Genomic DNA, 15,583 nt, shown 5'->3' on the forward strand with positions numbered 1-15,583 from the left:
TCAACCATATCGATAGCGTCACGCTATGGATAGCACGGTGGTGCCCCATCAGCGCATCGCCTCGTGGTCAGCGTTTGCCGAACAGGCTGCCGCCCAGGGTCATGACATCGCCCAGATCCAACTGGCCGTCGCCGTCCTGATCCAGCACGCTGGTCAGCAAACCGCCGGCACCGCTAGTGCTGCGGACCTGCTGATGTTCCTGCGCCAGGGCGGGGCCGAGCTGGGTGCTGGTGGCAGCATCGCCACCAAGAAACCGTTTGGCCAGGTAGGCCATCACGATGGGCGCGAGCAGTTGCAGCAGTTGGCCGGCCTTGCTGGGTTCAAGCCCGGTGGCCTGGCCAAGGCCTGCGGCCGCCTGCGGTGCCTTGTCGCCGAACAGATGGCTCACGATGCCGGCGCCGTTGGCTTGCGCGCCGCTGGCCGAGCCGCCCAGCAGCGCGCCGAACAGGCTGCCGATGTCCGGACTGGCGGCGTGATCGCGCTGCAGGGCGCCCAGCAAGGCATCGGTACCGCCGGCCTGCTGGCTGTTGCGTCCCAGTGCACCCATCAACAGCGGCAGCGCGGTCTGCACCGCCGATTGCGCCTGCTCTGGCGCGATGCCCAGGCGGCTGCCGAGTTGTTGCAGTTGCGGGCCTTGCAACTGCGCGGCCAGCTGATCGGTCAACGAGGCAGAGGTGGTCATGCGACGGGTTCCCTGGTGGTCAAAGCGTTGCGGCAGGGTGCGCCTGTCGCGGCGTCAGGGCAATCCACCAGCGGACCGGCGCGCGCGAAGCGTGATGCAAGGCAGCTGCGTAGCGCTCACGCCACAGGCGGCGAGGCGAACGCATCCGATCATGCGGCGGAATTGTGGTGTTTGCATACCGTGGGTCGAAAGATAAAACCACCCAACTGCGCTCTAACCAATCCCAAATCCCAACTCCCCAATCCCCGCCCTCACAGCAACGCCTTCAACCGATACAGCGCTTCCAGCGCCTGCTTGGGGGTGAGTTCGTCCGGGTCCAGTGCCTGCAGCGCTTCCTGCGCGGCGGAAGAGGGTGCGGTGAACAGCCCGAACTGTTGCGGGGCGTCCAGCGCGGCGGGCGCCATGTGTGCGCTGTGACTTTCGCCGCCGCGTTGTTCCAGCTCGGCCAGGCGCCGCCGCGCCTGCGTCACCGCCGCCTTGGGCAAGCCGGCCAGTGCGGCCACCTGCAGGCCGAAGCTGCGATTGGCCGGGCCGTCCTTGACGGCATGCATGAACACCAGACGCTCGCCGTGTTCCACCGCATCCAGATGCACATTCGCAATGCCGCTGGCGCCGCCTGCATGCGATTCGTCGGCCAGTGCAGTGAGCTCGAAGTAATGCGTGGCAAACAGCGTGTAGCAACGATTGGTGTGCGCCAGATGGCGCGCCACCGCGTCGGCCAAGGCAAGACCGTCGTAGGTGGACGTGCCCCGGCCGATCTCGTCCATCAAGACCAGCGAGTGCGGCGTGGCGTGATGCAGGATGTAGCTGGTTTCGGCCATTTCCACCATGAAGGTGGATTGCCCGCGCGCCAGGTCGTCGCCAGCGCCGATACGGGTGAGGATGCGATCGATCGGCCCGATCACCGCGCGGCTGGCCGGCACGAAGCTGCCGATATGCGCCAGCAACACGATCAACGCGTTCTGTCGCATATAGGTCGATTTACCGCCCATGTTCGGGCCGGTGATGACCAGCATGCGGCGGTCGGTGTGCAGGTCCAGATCATTGGGTTCGAACGGCTGGTCGCGCACCGCTTCCACTACCGGGTGGCGGCCGCGTTCGATGCGCAGGCACGGCGCGCTGTCCAGTTCGGGCTGCGCCCAGTCCAGCGCCTGCGCGCGCTCGGCGAAGGCGGCCAGCACATCCAGCTCGCTCAGTGCGTTGGCGCAGCGCTTGAGGCCTTCCAGCTCACTGCCCAGTGCATCGAGCAGGCCTTCGTACAGCAGCTTTTCGCGCGACAGCGAGCGCTCGCGTGCCGACAGCACCTTGTCTTCGAAGTTCTTGAGTTCTTCGGTGATGTAGCGCTCGGCATTGGTCAGGGTCTGACGGCGGCTGTAGTGCAGCGGCGCTTTGTCGGCCTGTCCCTTACTGATCTCGATGTAATAGCCATGCACGCGGTTGTAGCCGACCTTGAGCGTGGCGATGCCGCTGCTGGCGCGTTCGCGTTGTTCCAGGTCGATCAAAAATTGATCGGCATTGGTAGATAGCCGTCGCAGCTCGTCCAGATCGGCGTCGTAGCCGGTTGCGATGACGCCGCCATCGCTGAGCTTGAGCGGCGGTTGTTCGGCTACCGCGCCGATCAGCAGATGCGCGGTGGCGTCGTGCTCGCCCAGTTCGGCGAATAAGGTCTGCAGGCGCGGCGAATCCAGCGGCGCCAGGATGGTGCGTACCTTCGGCAGCAGGGCCAAGCCATCGCGCAGGGTGGAAAAATCGCGCGGGCGTGCCGAGCGCAATGCCACGCGCGTGAGGATGCGTTCCAGATCGCCAAGCGCGCGGAAGGCCTCGCGCACGTCGGCATCGGCGCCGGAATCGATCAGGCTGCCGACCGCGTGGTGACGTTGCATCAGCACATCGCGCAAGCGCAACGGACGATGCAGCCAGCGTCGCAGCAACCGCCCGCCCATCGGCGTGACCGTGCTATCGAGTACACCGAGCAAGGTATTGCGGGTATCGCCATCGACGCGCGTGTCCAGTTCCAGATGCCGGCGCGTGGCCGCGTTCATCGAGATCGCTTCGCTGGCCACTTCCATGGCGATAGAGGTCAGATGCGGCAGGCGCTGCTTCTGGGTTTCTTCCACATAGCCGAGCAGCGCGCCGGCGGCAGCGGTGGCGCACGGCTTGTCGTCGATGCCGAAGCCGGACAGGTCGTGCAGCTTGAAGAACGCCAGCAATTGACGACGCCCGCTGTCTGCATCGAATAACCACGGCGGCCGGCGACGTACGCCGATGCGCCCGCGCAAAAATTCCGGCCAGTTGTCTTCGTCGGGCACCAGCAGTTCGGCCGGCTCCAGCCGCGCGATCTCCGCTTCCAGCGCGTCGACGCTGTCTACTTCATTGACCAAAAAACGTCCGCCGGCCAGATCGGCCCAGGCCAGGCCATAGCCTTGCTTGCTGCGCGAGATCGCCATCAACAAGGTGTCGCGTCGCTCATCCAGCAGCGCTTCGTCGGTGACCGTGCCCGGCGTGACGATGCGCACCACCTTGCGCTCGACCAGACCCTTGGCCAGCGCCGGGTCGCCGATCTGCTCGCAGATCGCCACCGACTCGCCCAAGGCCACCAGCCGCGCCAGATAGCCTTCGTAGGCATGCACCGGCACGCCGGCCATCGGAATCGGCGCACCACCGGAGCTGCCGCGCTGGGTCAGGGTGATATCGAGCAGCCGCGCCGCCTTGCGCGCATCGTCGTAGAACAGCTCGTAGAAGTCGCCCATACGGAAGAACAGCAGCAGATCGGGGTAGTCCGACTTGGCGGCGAAGAATTGCTTCATGGCAGGCGTGTGTTCTTTCACGTCCTTGGTTTCGCTGTTTATCACTTTAAAATCAGTCACTTGATAGTTATTGTGTGGTTGAGCAATGGCGGCGAGTAGGGGCGAGTAATGACGAGTGACGGTGTTTTTTGTAGCAATTGAGTAGCGGCATGGCTGAAGTGACGTAAAATCGATGTAGCAACGGGGCGTAGAAGCTGGTGATGGCGTGCGCTAATGTAGCAATGAGGTGTAGGGGGGGTGCAATGACGAAGACCGCGACAAGTGCAAGCAAGAGAGCTGGATCGCTCAAGTTTAATCTGACCTACAACCAAGTCCTGGCCTTGTCCTTGACCAAGGCCCCCGCATGGGACGCGCAGGGCAAGGTCCGCCTCGCTCCCCGGTCGGAGGGCAGGCCCTACTTGGTGTTGGACGGCGGGCCGGGGGCGCCCTCCGGGTTTGGCTTCCGCGTCGGTTCCACAATGACCACTTACGTGGGGCAGAAGCGTGGGCCCGATGGCAAGCCAATCCGCTTCACCCTGGGCAACGTCGCGGATATGCCTCTGGACGAGGCGAGGGAGGTTTGCCGAGAGCACCTAGCGCTGCTCAAGCAAACCGGGAAGAACCCCGTCCACGTCAAACGGCGGCAGCTACTGGAAACCCAGGAGAGGGAATCGGAAAAAGACTTCGGGGACTTAACCTTGCGGCAGGGGATGGAGCGTTACATCGCGCACCTGGATTCCCGCGCAAAGAACAAGAAGATCAAACCGGTCAGCGTAGATGCGGTGCGCGACAGTTTGTCCCGCCTTTCACGGCCCACGGTTGCCTTGTCGGACAAGACCCTGAGTCAGCTCCAGCTGGAGGTCATCCAGCAAGCCTTTGACGCTTGCCGGATCAGCTCCATGCAACTGTCTAACCGCATTCCCCGGGAAATAAGCAAAAAGCTGGCGGAGGTAGAGGACTGGGCCAAGCTCACCGTTCCCCAGTTGGAAGCGCTGGGCATCACCGGCAAATACATCCAGCGGGTCCGAGCAGCCGGGCTTTCTTCAACCGAGCACACGTTCTCGGACGCGAGGCGAGCGGTTGACTTCATCATCGAAGAGGAGAAAGCGCGCGATCACCAGTTCGGCCGACCCCAGCGCCACTTTTACAACCCCCTGGTGGTTATCCATACTCGGGACATGCTCCGCGAAGCCCACGAACTGCGCAGCCACTACAGCCGCGCCGAGGTTCGCAATCCCCTGGATGACAAAACCCTGCCCAAGGTCCTCAAAGCCATTGCAGCACGGCGGGACGAGCAAGGCGGGCGAAACGCGGCCGGTGCAGACTACCTGCTGCTGACCTTGCTTTGGGGAACCAGGCGTAGCGAAGCGGCGCCGTTGCGGTGGTATGACCGCTGCACCCCGGGTGAGCTGTCGCAGGAACTGGTGTCTTGGGTTTGGCTGGCGGCCCCCGAGGAAATCAACCCAACCACCAAGCGCGCGGGCAGCCAGGTTTACCTGTTTGAAACCAAGAACAAAGAGCAGCGGTTCTTGCCTGTCACCTATTTTGCCGAGCGCGTCCTGCAGCGACGCTTCAACGAGCGCGAGGACGATGCCGGGGCCAAGAAAGGGCTGGAGGCCGCCAAGGCCGCGCTCACCACAGCAATCAAGCGGGGCGGACACGCGGCCCTGATTGAAACCCTTCAGGCCGCGGTTGCCAACGCCGAGCACGCGCTGGATCGAACCCGTTTCGTCTTTCCGGCCAGGTCCCGGCGCAGCAAATCCGGTCACTACTCCGACAGCAAGTCCATCATCGCCAACGTGCGCCGCGACGCCGGGCTGATCGATTTGCGCGAGGAGGTGGACATCGGCCTGACCCCTCACGATTTGCGCCGCACGTTGGGGCGCTACGCAGAACGGCTCCACAGCGGCAAAGCTCGGGTCGTATCGCAAATGCTTCACCACAGGGTCAAGGACAAAGACTCCGCTTCCACCGATGCGATCTACACGGAGCAGGAATGGGCTGTTTTACGGGAGGCGTTTGCCCTCGTAGAGGAGCACATGATGGCCAGCAGCCCGAGGGTGTGGAACCGCTGGAAAGGAACGGACAAGCCGCGGCTTGACGAGGTCAACGACCCGCCAGCTACGATCTTTGCCGCAAGAAATCAGAAGGTGGCGTTCGATGACGAGGATTGAACCAGTTCGCACAGAAGAGGCTTTCCGTGCCAAAGCCGAAGCGGCCTGGAATGGGGAGTTGATCCGAGCCAAAAGCGCGGGGGGCGGGATGGTGTCCGCCAAGGCTGCAGCGTTGTTCCTGAGCATCCATGCCGACACGCTGGGCGAGTGGCGCCGCCGAATCCCGCCCATGGGCCCACGTTTTCAAAAAGCGTCCGGCAGTGCCCTGGACGGCCCCAACCAGCGGGTGAAATACGATTACGAAGAGCTGGTGGCCTGGAAAGATGGTCAACAGGGCAGGACTGCGAAAGAGCGCCGGTTGAGTTCGGAGTTGGAGCGGCTGAATCAACAGCAGCGGGAGCTGCAACTGGAGAGACAGATCCATGAGGCCAAGGTGGCTCTGGAAAAGCTGCGCAAGAACGCTGGACGCTACGCCGCCTTGGTGACGTCGCACGAGGGCTGGGCAACCTCCCACGCCTGGGCCGTAGTGGAAGGCCTGATCGCCGGGCACGTGCTCACAGTGGGCGAGGACACGTTGGACCGGGCCCTGGCCGACGGTGAGATTTGGGATGCGCCTTTGGCCGACGCGTTGTTGGAGCCGTGGATCAGTGTTGAGGCGCGCGATCCCTTCGATGACGCCATGAAGGACGCGCTAGCTGCCTTCCAGCGTGCCCTGGACCACACGCGAAACCAGGACCGGGCTCGAGGGCTGGAGGACAGGCTGCCGCCGCCCACGGCGCCAGAGAGCACGCGCAAGCCGTTCCGGTTCTGATCGCCTACCATCAGGTTTCCTCTTGGTGGCAAGCCCACATGTCTCTTGATTCCAAGCAAGAAGTCCTCGTCAAACTGATCGAGCGTTACCGCGAGACCTACGCCCCCGGGAACCCTGAGTTCATGAGCGGCAAGGGCGTGTCATGGGCGCGCCTAAAGCGGGATGTGGAGAAAGAAGCGGTCGCTGATCACCAGGCACGCGTGGCCGCTAGAGCCGGACGCGCGCGTCCGAGCGAGTCGAGGCCTTGGACCTCCGCAGAAGCGGCGGGGCTGCTTAACCTATCGCAGAAGGCGTTCCGCGAGTTGGCCAAGAGCGACAGTCCGACGGGTCCCCTGTTGGTAGACGACGGCACGCACACCGCCGTTCCCATATCTCGGTTGCTGGAATGGGCCGATGCCTATCCGCGAATCCGACGGTGGCGGGAAAGCCGAGAAGATGGGGACATTCTTGGGCGGACAGCCCCAATGCCTCCACTAGCTCGCTTCAAGCTTCTCCAGGAAAGTGTGGTTGATATCACCTTGGTGGAGGGCAAGGTTTCCTCTTTGGACCTGTCAAAGTTGAGCGCGGGCGAGCGTGACGCGCTTCTGGACTTGTTCAGAGCGAAGGGGGGGGCTCTGCAGGAAGATGGCCGAGGGATCGTGATGCTTCAGCAGGCCACACTGCCCGAGGCGTTCAAGTTGCCTTGGGCCGACCTGACACTCAAAAATGAGTGGGTGAGCCAATACACAGGAGGGCTGGAAGGCATTAGAAGTGAGCTCCAAGAGCACTTGCAGCGTGTCCAGAACGTGATCCCCAATCTCACACCGGAGGAGGACAAGGTGGATGCCCAGGACGCCCACAAAGCGTTGGTGGAACAATGGGCCGAAGAAAGCCGAGCGTTAGAGATGCAGGTCAGTGAGGTGCGCGGCGCGATCCTGGACGTGACCCTTCCGCCCGCAGGGCCGCCCATCGAGCGGCCACCGTTTCGGTTCTAAGGCAGAGGCGATCGTTGGAGCGAACGTGCGGCGGCTACTCGCCGCCGAAGAGCGTAGGGGAAGAAGAGGCAGGAAGGCGCCGGCTTCCGCCGCCGCCAGGTCGACCTATCCAAGCCCCGGCTCACGTCCGGGGCTTTTTTGTGCCCGTCGTCAAGCCAAAGGGGCAACCGCCCCTTTCCGCCAGACGCGATTGTCGGTTCAAAGGATGCTATTCCCACACCAACACGGACCCGCCGACATGCTTCCGATCATCCTCCAGCTTGATCCCGCCGCCGCTCGTCATCACCGGGCCGCGCTCACGCCTCAGGCCCTGGCTGACGTCCTCGCCGACGCGCTTCCCCAGGCCTTGGCCCAGTTCGATGCCGGTATTGCCCAGTCGGTCATGGTGGCCTGCGGGGACATGACGGCGCTTCAGGCCCACCAGGTTCTCACCCTGCAGATCGCCACCCTGGAGCGCTTCCTTGACGTCCAGGACGCCGCCAACGACTGATGGCCTGACACGCCTGAAGTAGTCCGGGCCAAGCTTGGCCCAACCCCTTAACCCCTTTCGCAAAACGCGGCCAACCGGCCGTGCTGGTGGAGCTTTGCCCAACCACCAATCAAAACCGGAGATTACCCATGAATGCTGCAAATGTCCTTGCTGATCACAACGCCCTGTCGCTGCCCAAGGCCCGCAGGAACACCTCCTCCCCGCGGGCAACCAAGCTCGCGTCCGCCATGGTCGGTTACGACCGCCTGCCGGCAGCGCAGACCACGGACACCTGGCTCACGCCACCGGAGCTGATCTGGGGGAGCCCGCGAGAATGCTTCACGGGGTTGGGTCCGTTTGACCTCGATCCGTGCACGCCGGAAGACATGCCTTGGCCCACGGCGAATCGGATGCTGACGCCGATCGAGGACGGCTTGGCGACGCCTTGGCCCGCAGACGCCTTCGTTTTCATGAACCCGCCGTTCGGCCGCGGACAGGATGCCTGGATGCAGAAGCTGGCCAACCACCCGAGCGGTGGCATCGCACTGGTGTTTGCCAGGACCGACACGGCCTGGTTCCAGGACCACGTGCTCAACCACCCTGCCACGAGCGCCATTGTGTTCCAGCGCGGGAGGCTGAAGTTCTGCCGTCAGGACGGAACACCTGGGGACGCGCCGCCCTGCGGCCCGGTGTTCGTGGCTTATGGGGAGGAGGCGGCACGGCGGCTTCGCCTGGCGGTTAGCGAAGGGCAGATCCTGGGTGGCTACCTGGACATGGCCCGCGTGGGCATGGTGGCCGGAGCTTGCGAGGCTGCAAACGACGAGTGATGGCGACGCTTGGTGAGTGAAAAAAGGCCGGAGGCCTCGCATTTGCCTCCCAGGCGCTTTTGCTTTGAGCTGCTTTTGCTTTTGTTTCTCCCGCAGGTAACGGGCGCTTATTCCCTGCCACTCACTGGTAAAACCATGCGGAAAAGAATTCATCCGTATCCATGTTGTTAGCGTTTTCTGCTGGTTAACGTCTCTGCTGGTTAACGCTCAAACCGTAAACCAGCAGCCAAACCAGCAGCTAAAGCCATACAGGGCAAGGCCTTCCCGCTTCTGCTGGTTTGCTGGTCAATTTATTCGACTTTTCTTCAGTGATGAAATTAGTGAAGAGGTTCAAAAATCTCAATCTTTGTTGAGACATTGTGCGAGCGTAAAAGCTAAATTTTAAACCAGCAAGCCAGCAGTTAGCTTATTTTTTGAACAAAAATAATGAATATCAATCACTTGAAGTTTTTTTAGTTGCTGGTTTGGGTGCTGGTTTAAGAAAAAGCAGAAAACCAGCAGCAGAGTTAACCAGCAACTAAAAACTTTATTTTCGCTTTGGGCTTGACGTTGTCCGGAAACCTGCTTTCTTGGATGTATTACACAAGCAATACGGAGATTCCATGCAGCCGCAGAAAACCCCTCAGTCCTCGATTCGGAAAGACCCGTTCAATGCTCGAATGGAACGGGCGCTGATTGAACGGCTGAAAGCCGACGCCAAGCGTTCGGGGATTTCTCCCAGTGAAAAGCTGCGGCGCATCCTCGACAACGCCTTGCCGCAAGTCGCCTAACCCCACAAATGCGAAACCCCCGCCTAGCAGGGCGAGGGTTCGTTGGAGCTAACTACAATGTCTAAACTTAATGTGGCCGAAGATCCGTCGGCCGTCAAGCCCGCAAACGTTCATTTCCTGATCGAAAAGCACTGGGAGAAGAATCGCGAGGAGTTCTCCAGCAACCTGAAGGTGGAGCACCGGGCACTGGATCGACACAAACAGGCCAAGCTCAACAAAGGCGAGTTGCGCCCGGAAAGCTTGGACTATCTCTACGCTCGCCACCTCCAGCTTGGCCTGGACGGCAACCTCTGGGCCAGCGTCCGCGACGAGTGGGCCACTCAGTCCACGCTGATCTATCGATGGGAAACCAACCACTGGTCCATGGTCCATGGCGGCAAAGGGCAGGGCCTGGCGTCCGATTGGCTGGACACCAACATCCCCGCCAAGGCCTGCGACAAGACCGCCGCCGGGCTCTGGGCCTACGCACGCACCCGGTTGGGCCAGCAAGCGCCCTTGCCGCAACTGGAAGGCCGTTCGCTGGTGCCTTGCAAGGACGCTTACTTGGAGATCAACAAAGACAGCATCCACGCACTGGCCCCAGCGCCGCGCTATGGCATGACGCACGCGATCAACATCACCACCAACGCCGCGCATGACCAGGCTTACACCCTTAAGCCCCTGCCTGCCGACAGCCTGCTGGCGACGTTTCTGGCCCGGGCTCTGCCCGACGAAGGCGTCCGGGACCTAGTGCAGGAACAGTGCGGCATGACGTTGCTGCCCGGCAGCTATCAGATGGCAGCGTGGTGGCACGGCGCGGCGGGCTCCGGCAAAAGCAGCCTGGCCGAAGCGGTAGAGGGCATGCACAACAAGGTAGCCCGCCTGGATCTTGCGACGTTGAGCGACGTGTTCGCGCTGGAGCACATCATCGGCGCGAACCTGATCTTGGTCGATGAGGTGGAATGCGACCGCTGGAAGGAAGGCACGTTCAAGACCCTGGTCAGTGGCAACGGCATCGGGATCAACCGCAAGCACTTGTCCGTTCTGAACTACCACTCCAAAGCGAAGTGGATCATCACGTCGAACTCCGCGCCGTTCTTCCGTGACAAGTCTGGCGGGGTGGCCCGACGCCTCTCTATCGTGGAATGGGCAAACGCGATCCCCGAGTCCGAGCGGATCCCAGACTTCCACAAAAGACTGCTTGCCGAGGAGGGACAGCTGTTCCTCGATTGGATGCTGGAAGGCGCCCGCCGGGTCGTGGCACGCGGCCGTTTCATGGCCGACCACGAGCTGCCGGAGGCTGCTCGTGCTTACAAACAAGCCGTGATCCACAACGCCGATTCCATCGCCAGTTGGGTGCATTCGGACCGAGTGGTGTTTGGCGAAGCGGCCGGCAGCGGGCAGTGGAGCAGCATCAAGGCCATGCACACCCGCTACGCGTCCTGGTGCCAAAAGAAGGGCTTTGAGGCCGAGGAAATCCTCTCGCAACGCCAGTTCACCCGCGGTCTGAAGACCGCCGGGCACCTGCGCGGGCGGCCCTCCAATCGCCGGATCAATGGAGAGGAGGCCGATTGCTTCCTCTGCATCTGGCAGGGGGAGCAAACCGACCAAGAGCGTGCGGAGGAAGCCGCCCAGAAGCGCTTGGCCTCTATGACCCCCGAGCAACGGCAGGCCGAGGTAAGCGCCATGCGCGCCGCCAACGATGAATCCAACCAGGCCAGCGTGGCCCGGGCTGAAGCCCTGTCAAAAAAGGACTGGGAGGAAACACCATCGGAGATCCGCGAGATTTTTGGGTTCAGCGCGACCACGCCGTATGAGCAGGTTCAGGCCGAACGCCGCGAGACCCGCGCAAGTCAGGCGAAGGAGGCTGCAGGTTGGGTGTCCCAGGACAAACGCGAGACGGAGGCACGGGAATGCCGCAAGGCCGAGGGCGCTAAAAAGAAAGCGGCAGGAGAGTAAGGGCGCAGGCCTTTACTTTTCCCCAGGCCGCGGTATTGCAAAGGGGTATCCCTCAGAAAAGGAACCCCTCCCATGCCACCGCCCACCTCCACCATCCCCGACGACGCCTTTAACGAAGAGGCCATCACCGCCGCCGACCTGCGGCAAGAAGGCCCTGAGTTCGATCCGCAATACCTGCTGGTCCAGTCCGCGTTCGGCCTTCACGTCAAACCCGGCAAAGACGGGGACGAAGGTCTGCGAAGTGAGAGTGACATCGTTGACCTGGTCCGCCGACTTCTGGATCGGCGCAAATCGGTAGACCTGCATTTCGAGTTTTAACCAACCCCATCCACCCATAAGCACCTGCTTAAGAGGCGCAGGCGTTTGAAAAAGATTTGAGGCACAACGCATGTCCAAGTATTCCGATCTCATCCAAGCCACCGCCGAGCGCATGCTCGCCCTCATGCAGCAGGGAACCATCCCCTGGCGCCAGCCATGGAATGATCGCGACGCCCCGCCGAACGGCCTTATCAACGGGCCCTGGAATCCCACCACGGGCAAGCAGTATCGCGGGTCGAACACTCTGATCCTGAGAGGGGCACAGCTGGTCAACGGCTACGAGGACAGCCGTTGGCTGACGTATAAGCAAGCGTTGGCTGTTGGCGGACAGGTGCGCCGAGGGGAAGTGGGCCAGCAGATCGCTTACTGGGATTTCAGCAAGACCGGCAAGGCGCAAGAAGGCCAGCAATCAAGTATGGAGGGCGAAGAGAAGGGCTATCAAGGCCCATCAGTGTTTGTGGCCACCGTCTTTAATGGCTCGCAGGTAAGCAACCTCGCACCGCCCCCCCCGCCGTTCGTCATGCCCCAGACGATTCGCAACCTCCGGGTTCGAGAGCTGCTAGATCAGCACCAGCCAAAAATCCACCATGACGGGGGTAATCGCGCGTTCTACAGCGTCGTCGTCGATTCGATTCATATGCCCAAGCACGCGGAGTTCAACGACGATGTGAGCTATCAGGCCACGCTCCTGCACGAACTCGCTCACTGGACCGGCGCCAAGCATCGTCTCGATCGAGACCAGAGCGGCCGATTTGGCAGCGAGGACTACGCGAAAGAGGAGCTGGTGGCCGAGCTCTCAAGCCTTTTTATTTCCGAGCGCCTGGGAATAGGCCTGGGAAAGGAACACGAAGAGCAGCACGCAGCTTATCTGCAGTCCTGGATGAAAGCCTTGGCCGACGACCCCAAAACCCTGTTTCGTGCAGCGTCCCAGGCTGAGAAGGTCATGACCTTCCTGGATATCCCGGCATTCGAGCGGGAGCCCTTGCCAGTCGTCAGAAAAGAACAGGAAGCCGAAAAGCCCGCTTCAACCCCGGTGGCCGAAAGCTCGGGGAAGAGGAAGGAGCGCGAGGCTGCGTTTAGTTAAAGTTTGCATGGTTGCTGCATCACAAGTTGTCTATGAAAGAGTCACTTCTAGAAGTGCGGGTTTTTGTTGAGGACAGTAGCCTGGAGGCTTATAAGAACCTGTTCAAGCGACAGCTCGGATTGCCGTGGTGCATGTTCAAGATCGGGATGTGCGAGGAAATCTTTCTTCGCGCTCGCGGCAAGGAGACTTGCAAGCAACATCGCTATGCTCTCGTTCGCGGCGTATTGGTATGGAACAATCCGCTTTTCTTGCTCTGTAATAGGTAAAGTGACAAAGCACTTAAAGGGTGAGATCGGGACGACGAATCGTAAGCCCTGGGTGGTCATCCCAGTTGCGCAAAAAGAGTCGGGCATCACGAAAATAGGCGTCTTCGACGAAACGATCGTCCAACGACTCTCTAACAAGGGCGCGGCGTAGATTTTGTAGATGTCATGGTTAGAAAAAATTCCATCGAAGGCCTTTGATGCTGCCTCTTCGGTGGACATGCCAGCGTCTGATGCCCACGCGTCAACAACGGTTCGTGTCCCTGAGCGTAGGTTTTCAATGTGGGAAGGATTTCTCAAAATGTGAATTATCAAAAAAGCGACAAAGGCTTGCTGTTGCGGTGGATTCAAGGGCTCAATACACAGTAATTTATTGATCGGGCCTTTTGCATCTCCTTCGAGTAGGCTGAAATAAGCCTCAAGTCGGTCGCTCCAAAGACGCTGGCGATGTCCCCATGTGCCAAAGCCAATAGAGCTCCTGCTCCATCTTTGTCCATTCCTCCTCCACCGGATTGCCTTGTCCTTTTGTGCCCAGTGATCTCGGATCAGCCAGCGGCTAATGTAGTGTTGGGTCTGAACCGGTTTTACGGCAAGTGCTTTCGCTTGGGGCGGAGATGAGTCATTCTCAATAGCTCGTTTTGATTTTGGGAGCCATCGAGTCTCCATCATCTTCTTCCAGAAGCGCTCGTGAAAGATTTGAGCGGTTGTCATGATCTTCGTCGTGCCCTCGGGGCTGAAACAGATGGATTGCTCAACTTCAGGATCTATTTCGAGAATGCCTCTGCCAGCGACACGATCTTCTACGACTTTCATTGTTATAAAGTGAGTCAACTTGGCAATGTGATGAATCATGTCGGCGCGGACGTTGATGTGCAGCTCTGGGTGCTGATTTTCGCTCTGGTCATCCAGCATCGACTCAATTATCCGATGAACGATCTCGTCCCAAACGGATGCAAGATTGCGTGCGTGATCGTCCGGAACCGATGGTTCCAGTTCTCGAATCAACGCTTCAGAGTGGGATGGGAGATTTTTTTTCATCGTTCCTTGAAATTGTTTGTTCAATAAGGAAATCATGCGTTCACGTTACAATATCGCTTTTGACAGCATGATCAACGAGGCGGGAGCGGTCGGTCCGGCTTTCGCTAATTGGGGGTGGATGTTAGTCGATGACGATGGACATTTTAGCGCTGGTTTGATGAAGAAGCTCAGCGAGACACCATCATCAGACTCGTTGAAGGAAGAGTGCTTGTCGTTGTCTAACAAACTTCTCTGTCACGCTCAGCGAGCCAAGCGGGAACGCGCGCACGGACTCGGTAAAAAACTAACCAAAAAAAGGCGAGCATAGCCCTCCTTAAATTAGGCAGAATCATTGCGATCAAACTGACGGAAATTCATATGGTTGATTGCTGATCTCCAAAAAAGCTTTCCCTGTTGCTCATCGCGCCTTGTCCACCAACCATTCAACGAAGCCGAGCTTAACGATCAGCTCTGCGAGGCGCTCTCGACCGATGATGTAGACGTTTGGTGTCTCTGTCTGAAGATCCTGAGCGGAGTTGTGGATGTAAAACATCTTTACGCCTTCGCGCTGGGCCATTTGCTCAATGTAGCTGTCCAGTTCGGCTTGTTTAGACTTGGCTTTGATTTGGGCAAAGGCGATTTCGCCCGTCAGCGGTAGCTCGAGATCTAGATCAATGGTTTTTTCGCCGCCTCCGCGCTGATTGTTTCGACGCCACCCGCTTGCCGTGGTGATGAGGTCGGCAAGGACTTCGAAGTCCTGCCAGGTAAGTTCGCCGATCAGCGGTTTGACCGATTCAACCAGCGCCTTGTAGGCGACTTCTGCGTCTTCGACGGCCTTGGGGCTCTGGCCATTCAGACGCTGCAAGAGCTGCTTGTGAGCAGACAGCAGGTGGGTTGTGCCTTGGACCCGCGACGCAGCGTTGATGGCACCCGATAAGTTACGGCGGTTGAGGACGTTGCCTTTGCAGTCCTTGTTAGACCAAGCGCCGCGAACTTTGCGGAAACTATAGCCTTCGGCGCTGTCAGGCAACGGCACGGGCTCTCCGGGTTCTAGGAAACACCAATACAGGTCCCCTGCATAGAAGGTCACCCACAAGGTGGTGCCGTCGTCTTGGAAGTAGGCCTTCAATGCGTTGGTCACGTAGGTAGGAAACCCGGCGCCCCGGTTCTCATCGAGCCAGCCACTTCTGACCCCAACCCAATCGCCGTCCCTCATCTTCTGTAGTTGCTTGAGGTCCGAGGAATCAAAGCCGAAGCACAAGATCTGTCGCTCTTTGATGCTCAGTTGCTCCCACTGGCCTCCTTTGCCAAGTTTAATGAAGCGAACGCTGGAGGGTTGGATAGGGAAGGTGGGTCCGGTCATGAGGTTCAAAATCTGCGTTCGGGGGCAAACAGTAGCTCATGGGTAGTGCTCGCGCGCTGTGCTAGGAGGTTCCGCGGACCGAAGGCAGGGGAAGTCGTCCCAACGGAGCTGCGATCTCTCCGATGTGCGGCGAGTCAATCGTCTGACTTCTCTTACTGAAAGCTCAG

General features: G+C 60.2%; 13 protein-coding genes. 9 read left to right on the top strand and 4 right to left on the bottom strand.

Annotated features, from left to right (window positions below; all coding sequences use genetic code 11):
* Positions 1 to 67: 67 nt before the first annotated feature.
* Positions 68 to 682, bottom strand: coding sequence for a DUF937 domain-containing protein (locus ACCQ06_RS07250; RefSeq protein ID WP_316691540.1), 615 nt, complete (start codon positions 680 to 682; stop codon positions 68 to 70).
* 251 nt (positions 683 to 933) lie between these two features.
* Positions 934 to 3,489: a DNA mismatch repair protein MutS gene (gene mutS, locus ACCQ06_RS07255; protein WP_316691543.1), complete on the bottom strand. Its 2,556-nt coding sequence runs from the start codon at positions 3,487 to 3,489 to the stop codon at positions 934 to 936.
* Positions 3,490 to 3,731: 242 nt separating this feature from the next.
* Between mutS and ACCQ06_RS07260 the strand changes: the two genes are divergently transcribed.
* The 9 genes from ACCQ06_RS07260 (at position 3,732) to ACCQ06_RS07300 (ending at position 12,773) form a co-directional block, all read left to right on the top strand.
* Positions 3,732 to 5,642 carry an integrase arm-type DNA-binding domain-containing protein gene (locus ACCQ06_RS07260; protein ID WP_316691544.1) on the top strand — a complete coding sequence of 637 codons (1,911 nt, stop codon included), beginning with the start codon at positions 3,732 to 3,734 and terminating at the stop codon, positions 5,640 to 5,642.
* On the top strand, positions 5,629 to 6,393 hold the full coding sequence (locus tag ACCQ06_RS07265) for a nucleotide-binding protein (protein WP_316691545.1): 765 nt from the start codon (positions 5,629 to 5,631) through the stop codon (positions 6,391 to 6,393). The genes ACCQ06_RS07260 and ACCQ06_RS07265 overlap by 14 nt, the downstream gene beginning before the upstream one ends.
* A gap of 38 nt (positions 6,394 to 6,431) precedes the next feature.
* The gene (locus ACCQ06_RS07270) at positions 6,432 to 7,367 is read left to right on the top strand and encodes a hypothetical protein (RefSeq protein ID WP_316691546.1); all 936 of its coding nucleotides are present in this window, start codon (positions 6,432 to 6,434) and stop codon (positions 7,365 to 7,367) included.
* A gap of 238 nt (positions 7,368 to 7,605) precedes the next feature.
* A complete protein-coding gene (locus ACCQ06_RS07275; RefSeq protein ID WP_316691547.1) occupies positions 7,606 to 7,857 on the top strand; it encodes a hypothetical protein in 252 nt (83 codons plus the stop codon).
* Positions 7,858 to 7,985: 128 nt separating this feature from the next.
* Entirely contained in the window at positions 7,986 to 8,663 is a 678-nt protein-coding gene (locus ACCQ06_RS07280; RefSeq protein WP_316691548.1) for a DNA N-6-adenine-methyltransferase, read from the top strand.
* Positions 8,664 to 9,265: 602 nt separating this feature from the next.
* Positions 9,266 to 9,433, top strand: a complete 168-nt coding sequence (locus ACCQ06_RS07285; RefSeq protein ID WP_139371122.1) for a ribbon-helix-helix protein, CopG family — start codon at positions 9,266 to 9,268, stop codon at positions 9,431 to 9,433.
* Between the two features lie 57 nt (positions 9,434 to 9,490).
* Positions 9,491 to 11,371 carry a DUF5906 domain-containing protein gene (locus ACCQ06_RS07290; protein ID WP_316691549.1) on the top strand — a complete coding sequence of 627 codons (1,881 nt, stop codon included), beginning with the start codon at positions 9,491 to 9,493 and terminating at the stop codon, positions 11,369 to 11,371.
* 72 nt (positions 11,372 to 11,443) lie between these two features.
* The gene (locus tag ACCQ06_RS07295) at positions 11,444 to 11,689 is read left to right on the top strand and encodes a hypothetical protein (protein WP_316691550.1); all 246 of its coding nucleotides are present in this window, start codon (positions 11,444 to 11,446) and stop codon (positions 11,687 to 11,689) included.
* A 70-nt stretch (positions 11,690 to 11,759) separates the two neighbouring features.
* On the top strand, positions 11,760 to 12,773 hold the full coding sequence (locus tag ACCQ06_RS07300) for an ArdC family protein (RefSeq protein ID WP_316691551.1): 1,014 nt from the start codon (positions 11,760 to 11,762) through the stop codon (positions 12,771 to 12,773).
* Between the two features lie 47 nt (positions 12,774 to 12,820).
* Here the strand turns inward: ACCQ06_RS07300 and ACCQ06_RS07305 are convergent, their stop codons facing one another.
* Both ACCQ06_RS07305 and ACCQ06_RS07310 read right to left on the bottom strand, forming a co-directional pair.
* Entirely contained in the window at positions 12,821 to 14,110 is a 1,290-nt protein-coding gene (locus tag ACCQ06_RS07305; protein WP_316691552.1) for a DUF4238 domain-containing protein, read from the bottom strand.
* Positions 14,111 to 14,471: 361 nt separating this feature from the next.
* The gene (locus ACCQ06_RS07310) at positions 14,472 to 15,416 is read right to left on the bottom strand and encodes a hypothetical protein (RefSeq protein ID WP_316691553.1); all 945 of its coding nucleotides are present in this window, start codon (positions 15,414 to 15,416) and stop codon (positions 14,472 to 14,474) included.
* Positions 15,417 to 15,583: the final 167 nt, after the last annotated feature.

It is taken from the genome of Xanthomonas sp. NCPPB 4467, assembly GCF_041475665.2.
GTDB classification, from domain to species: Bacteria; Pseudomonadota; Gammaproteobacteria; order Xanthomonadales; family Xanthomonadaceae; genus Xanthomonas; species Xanthomonas dyei.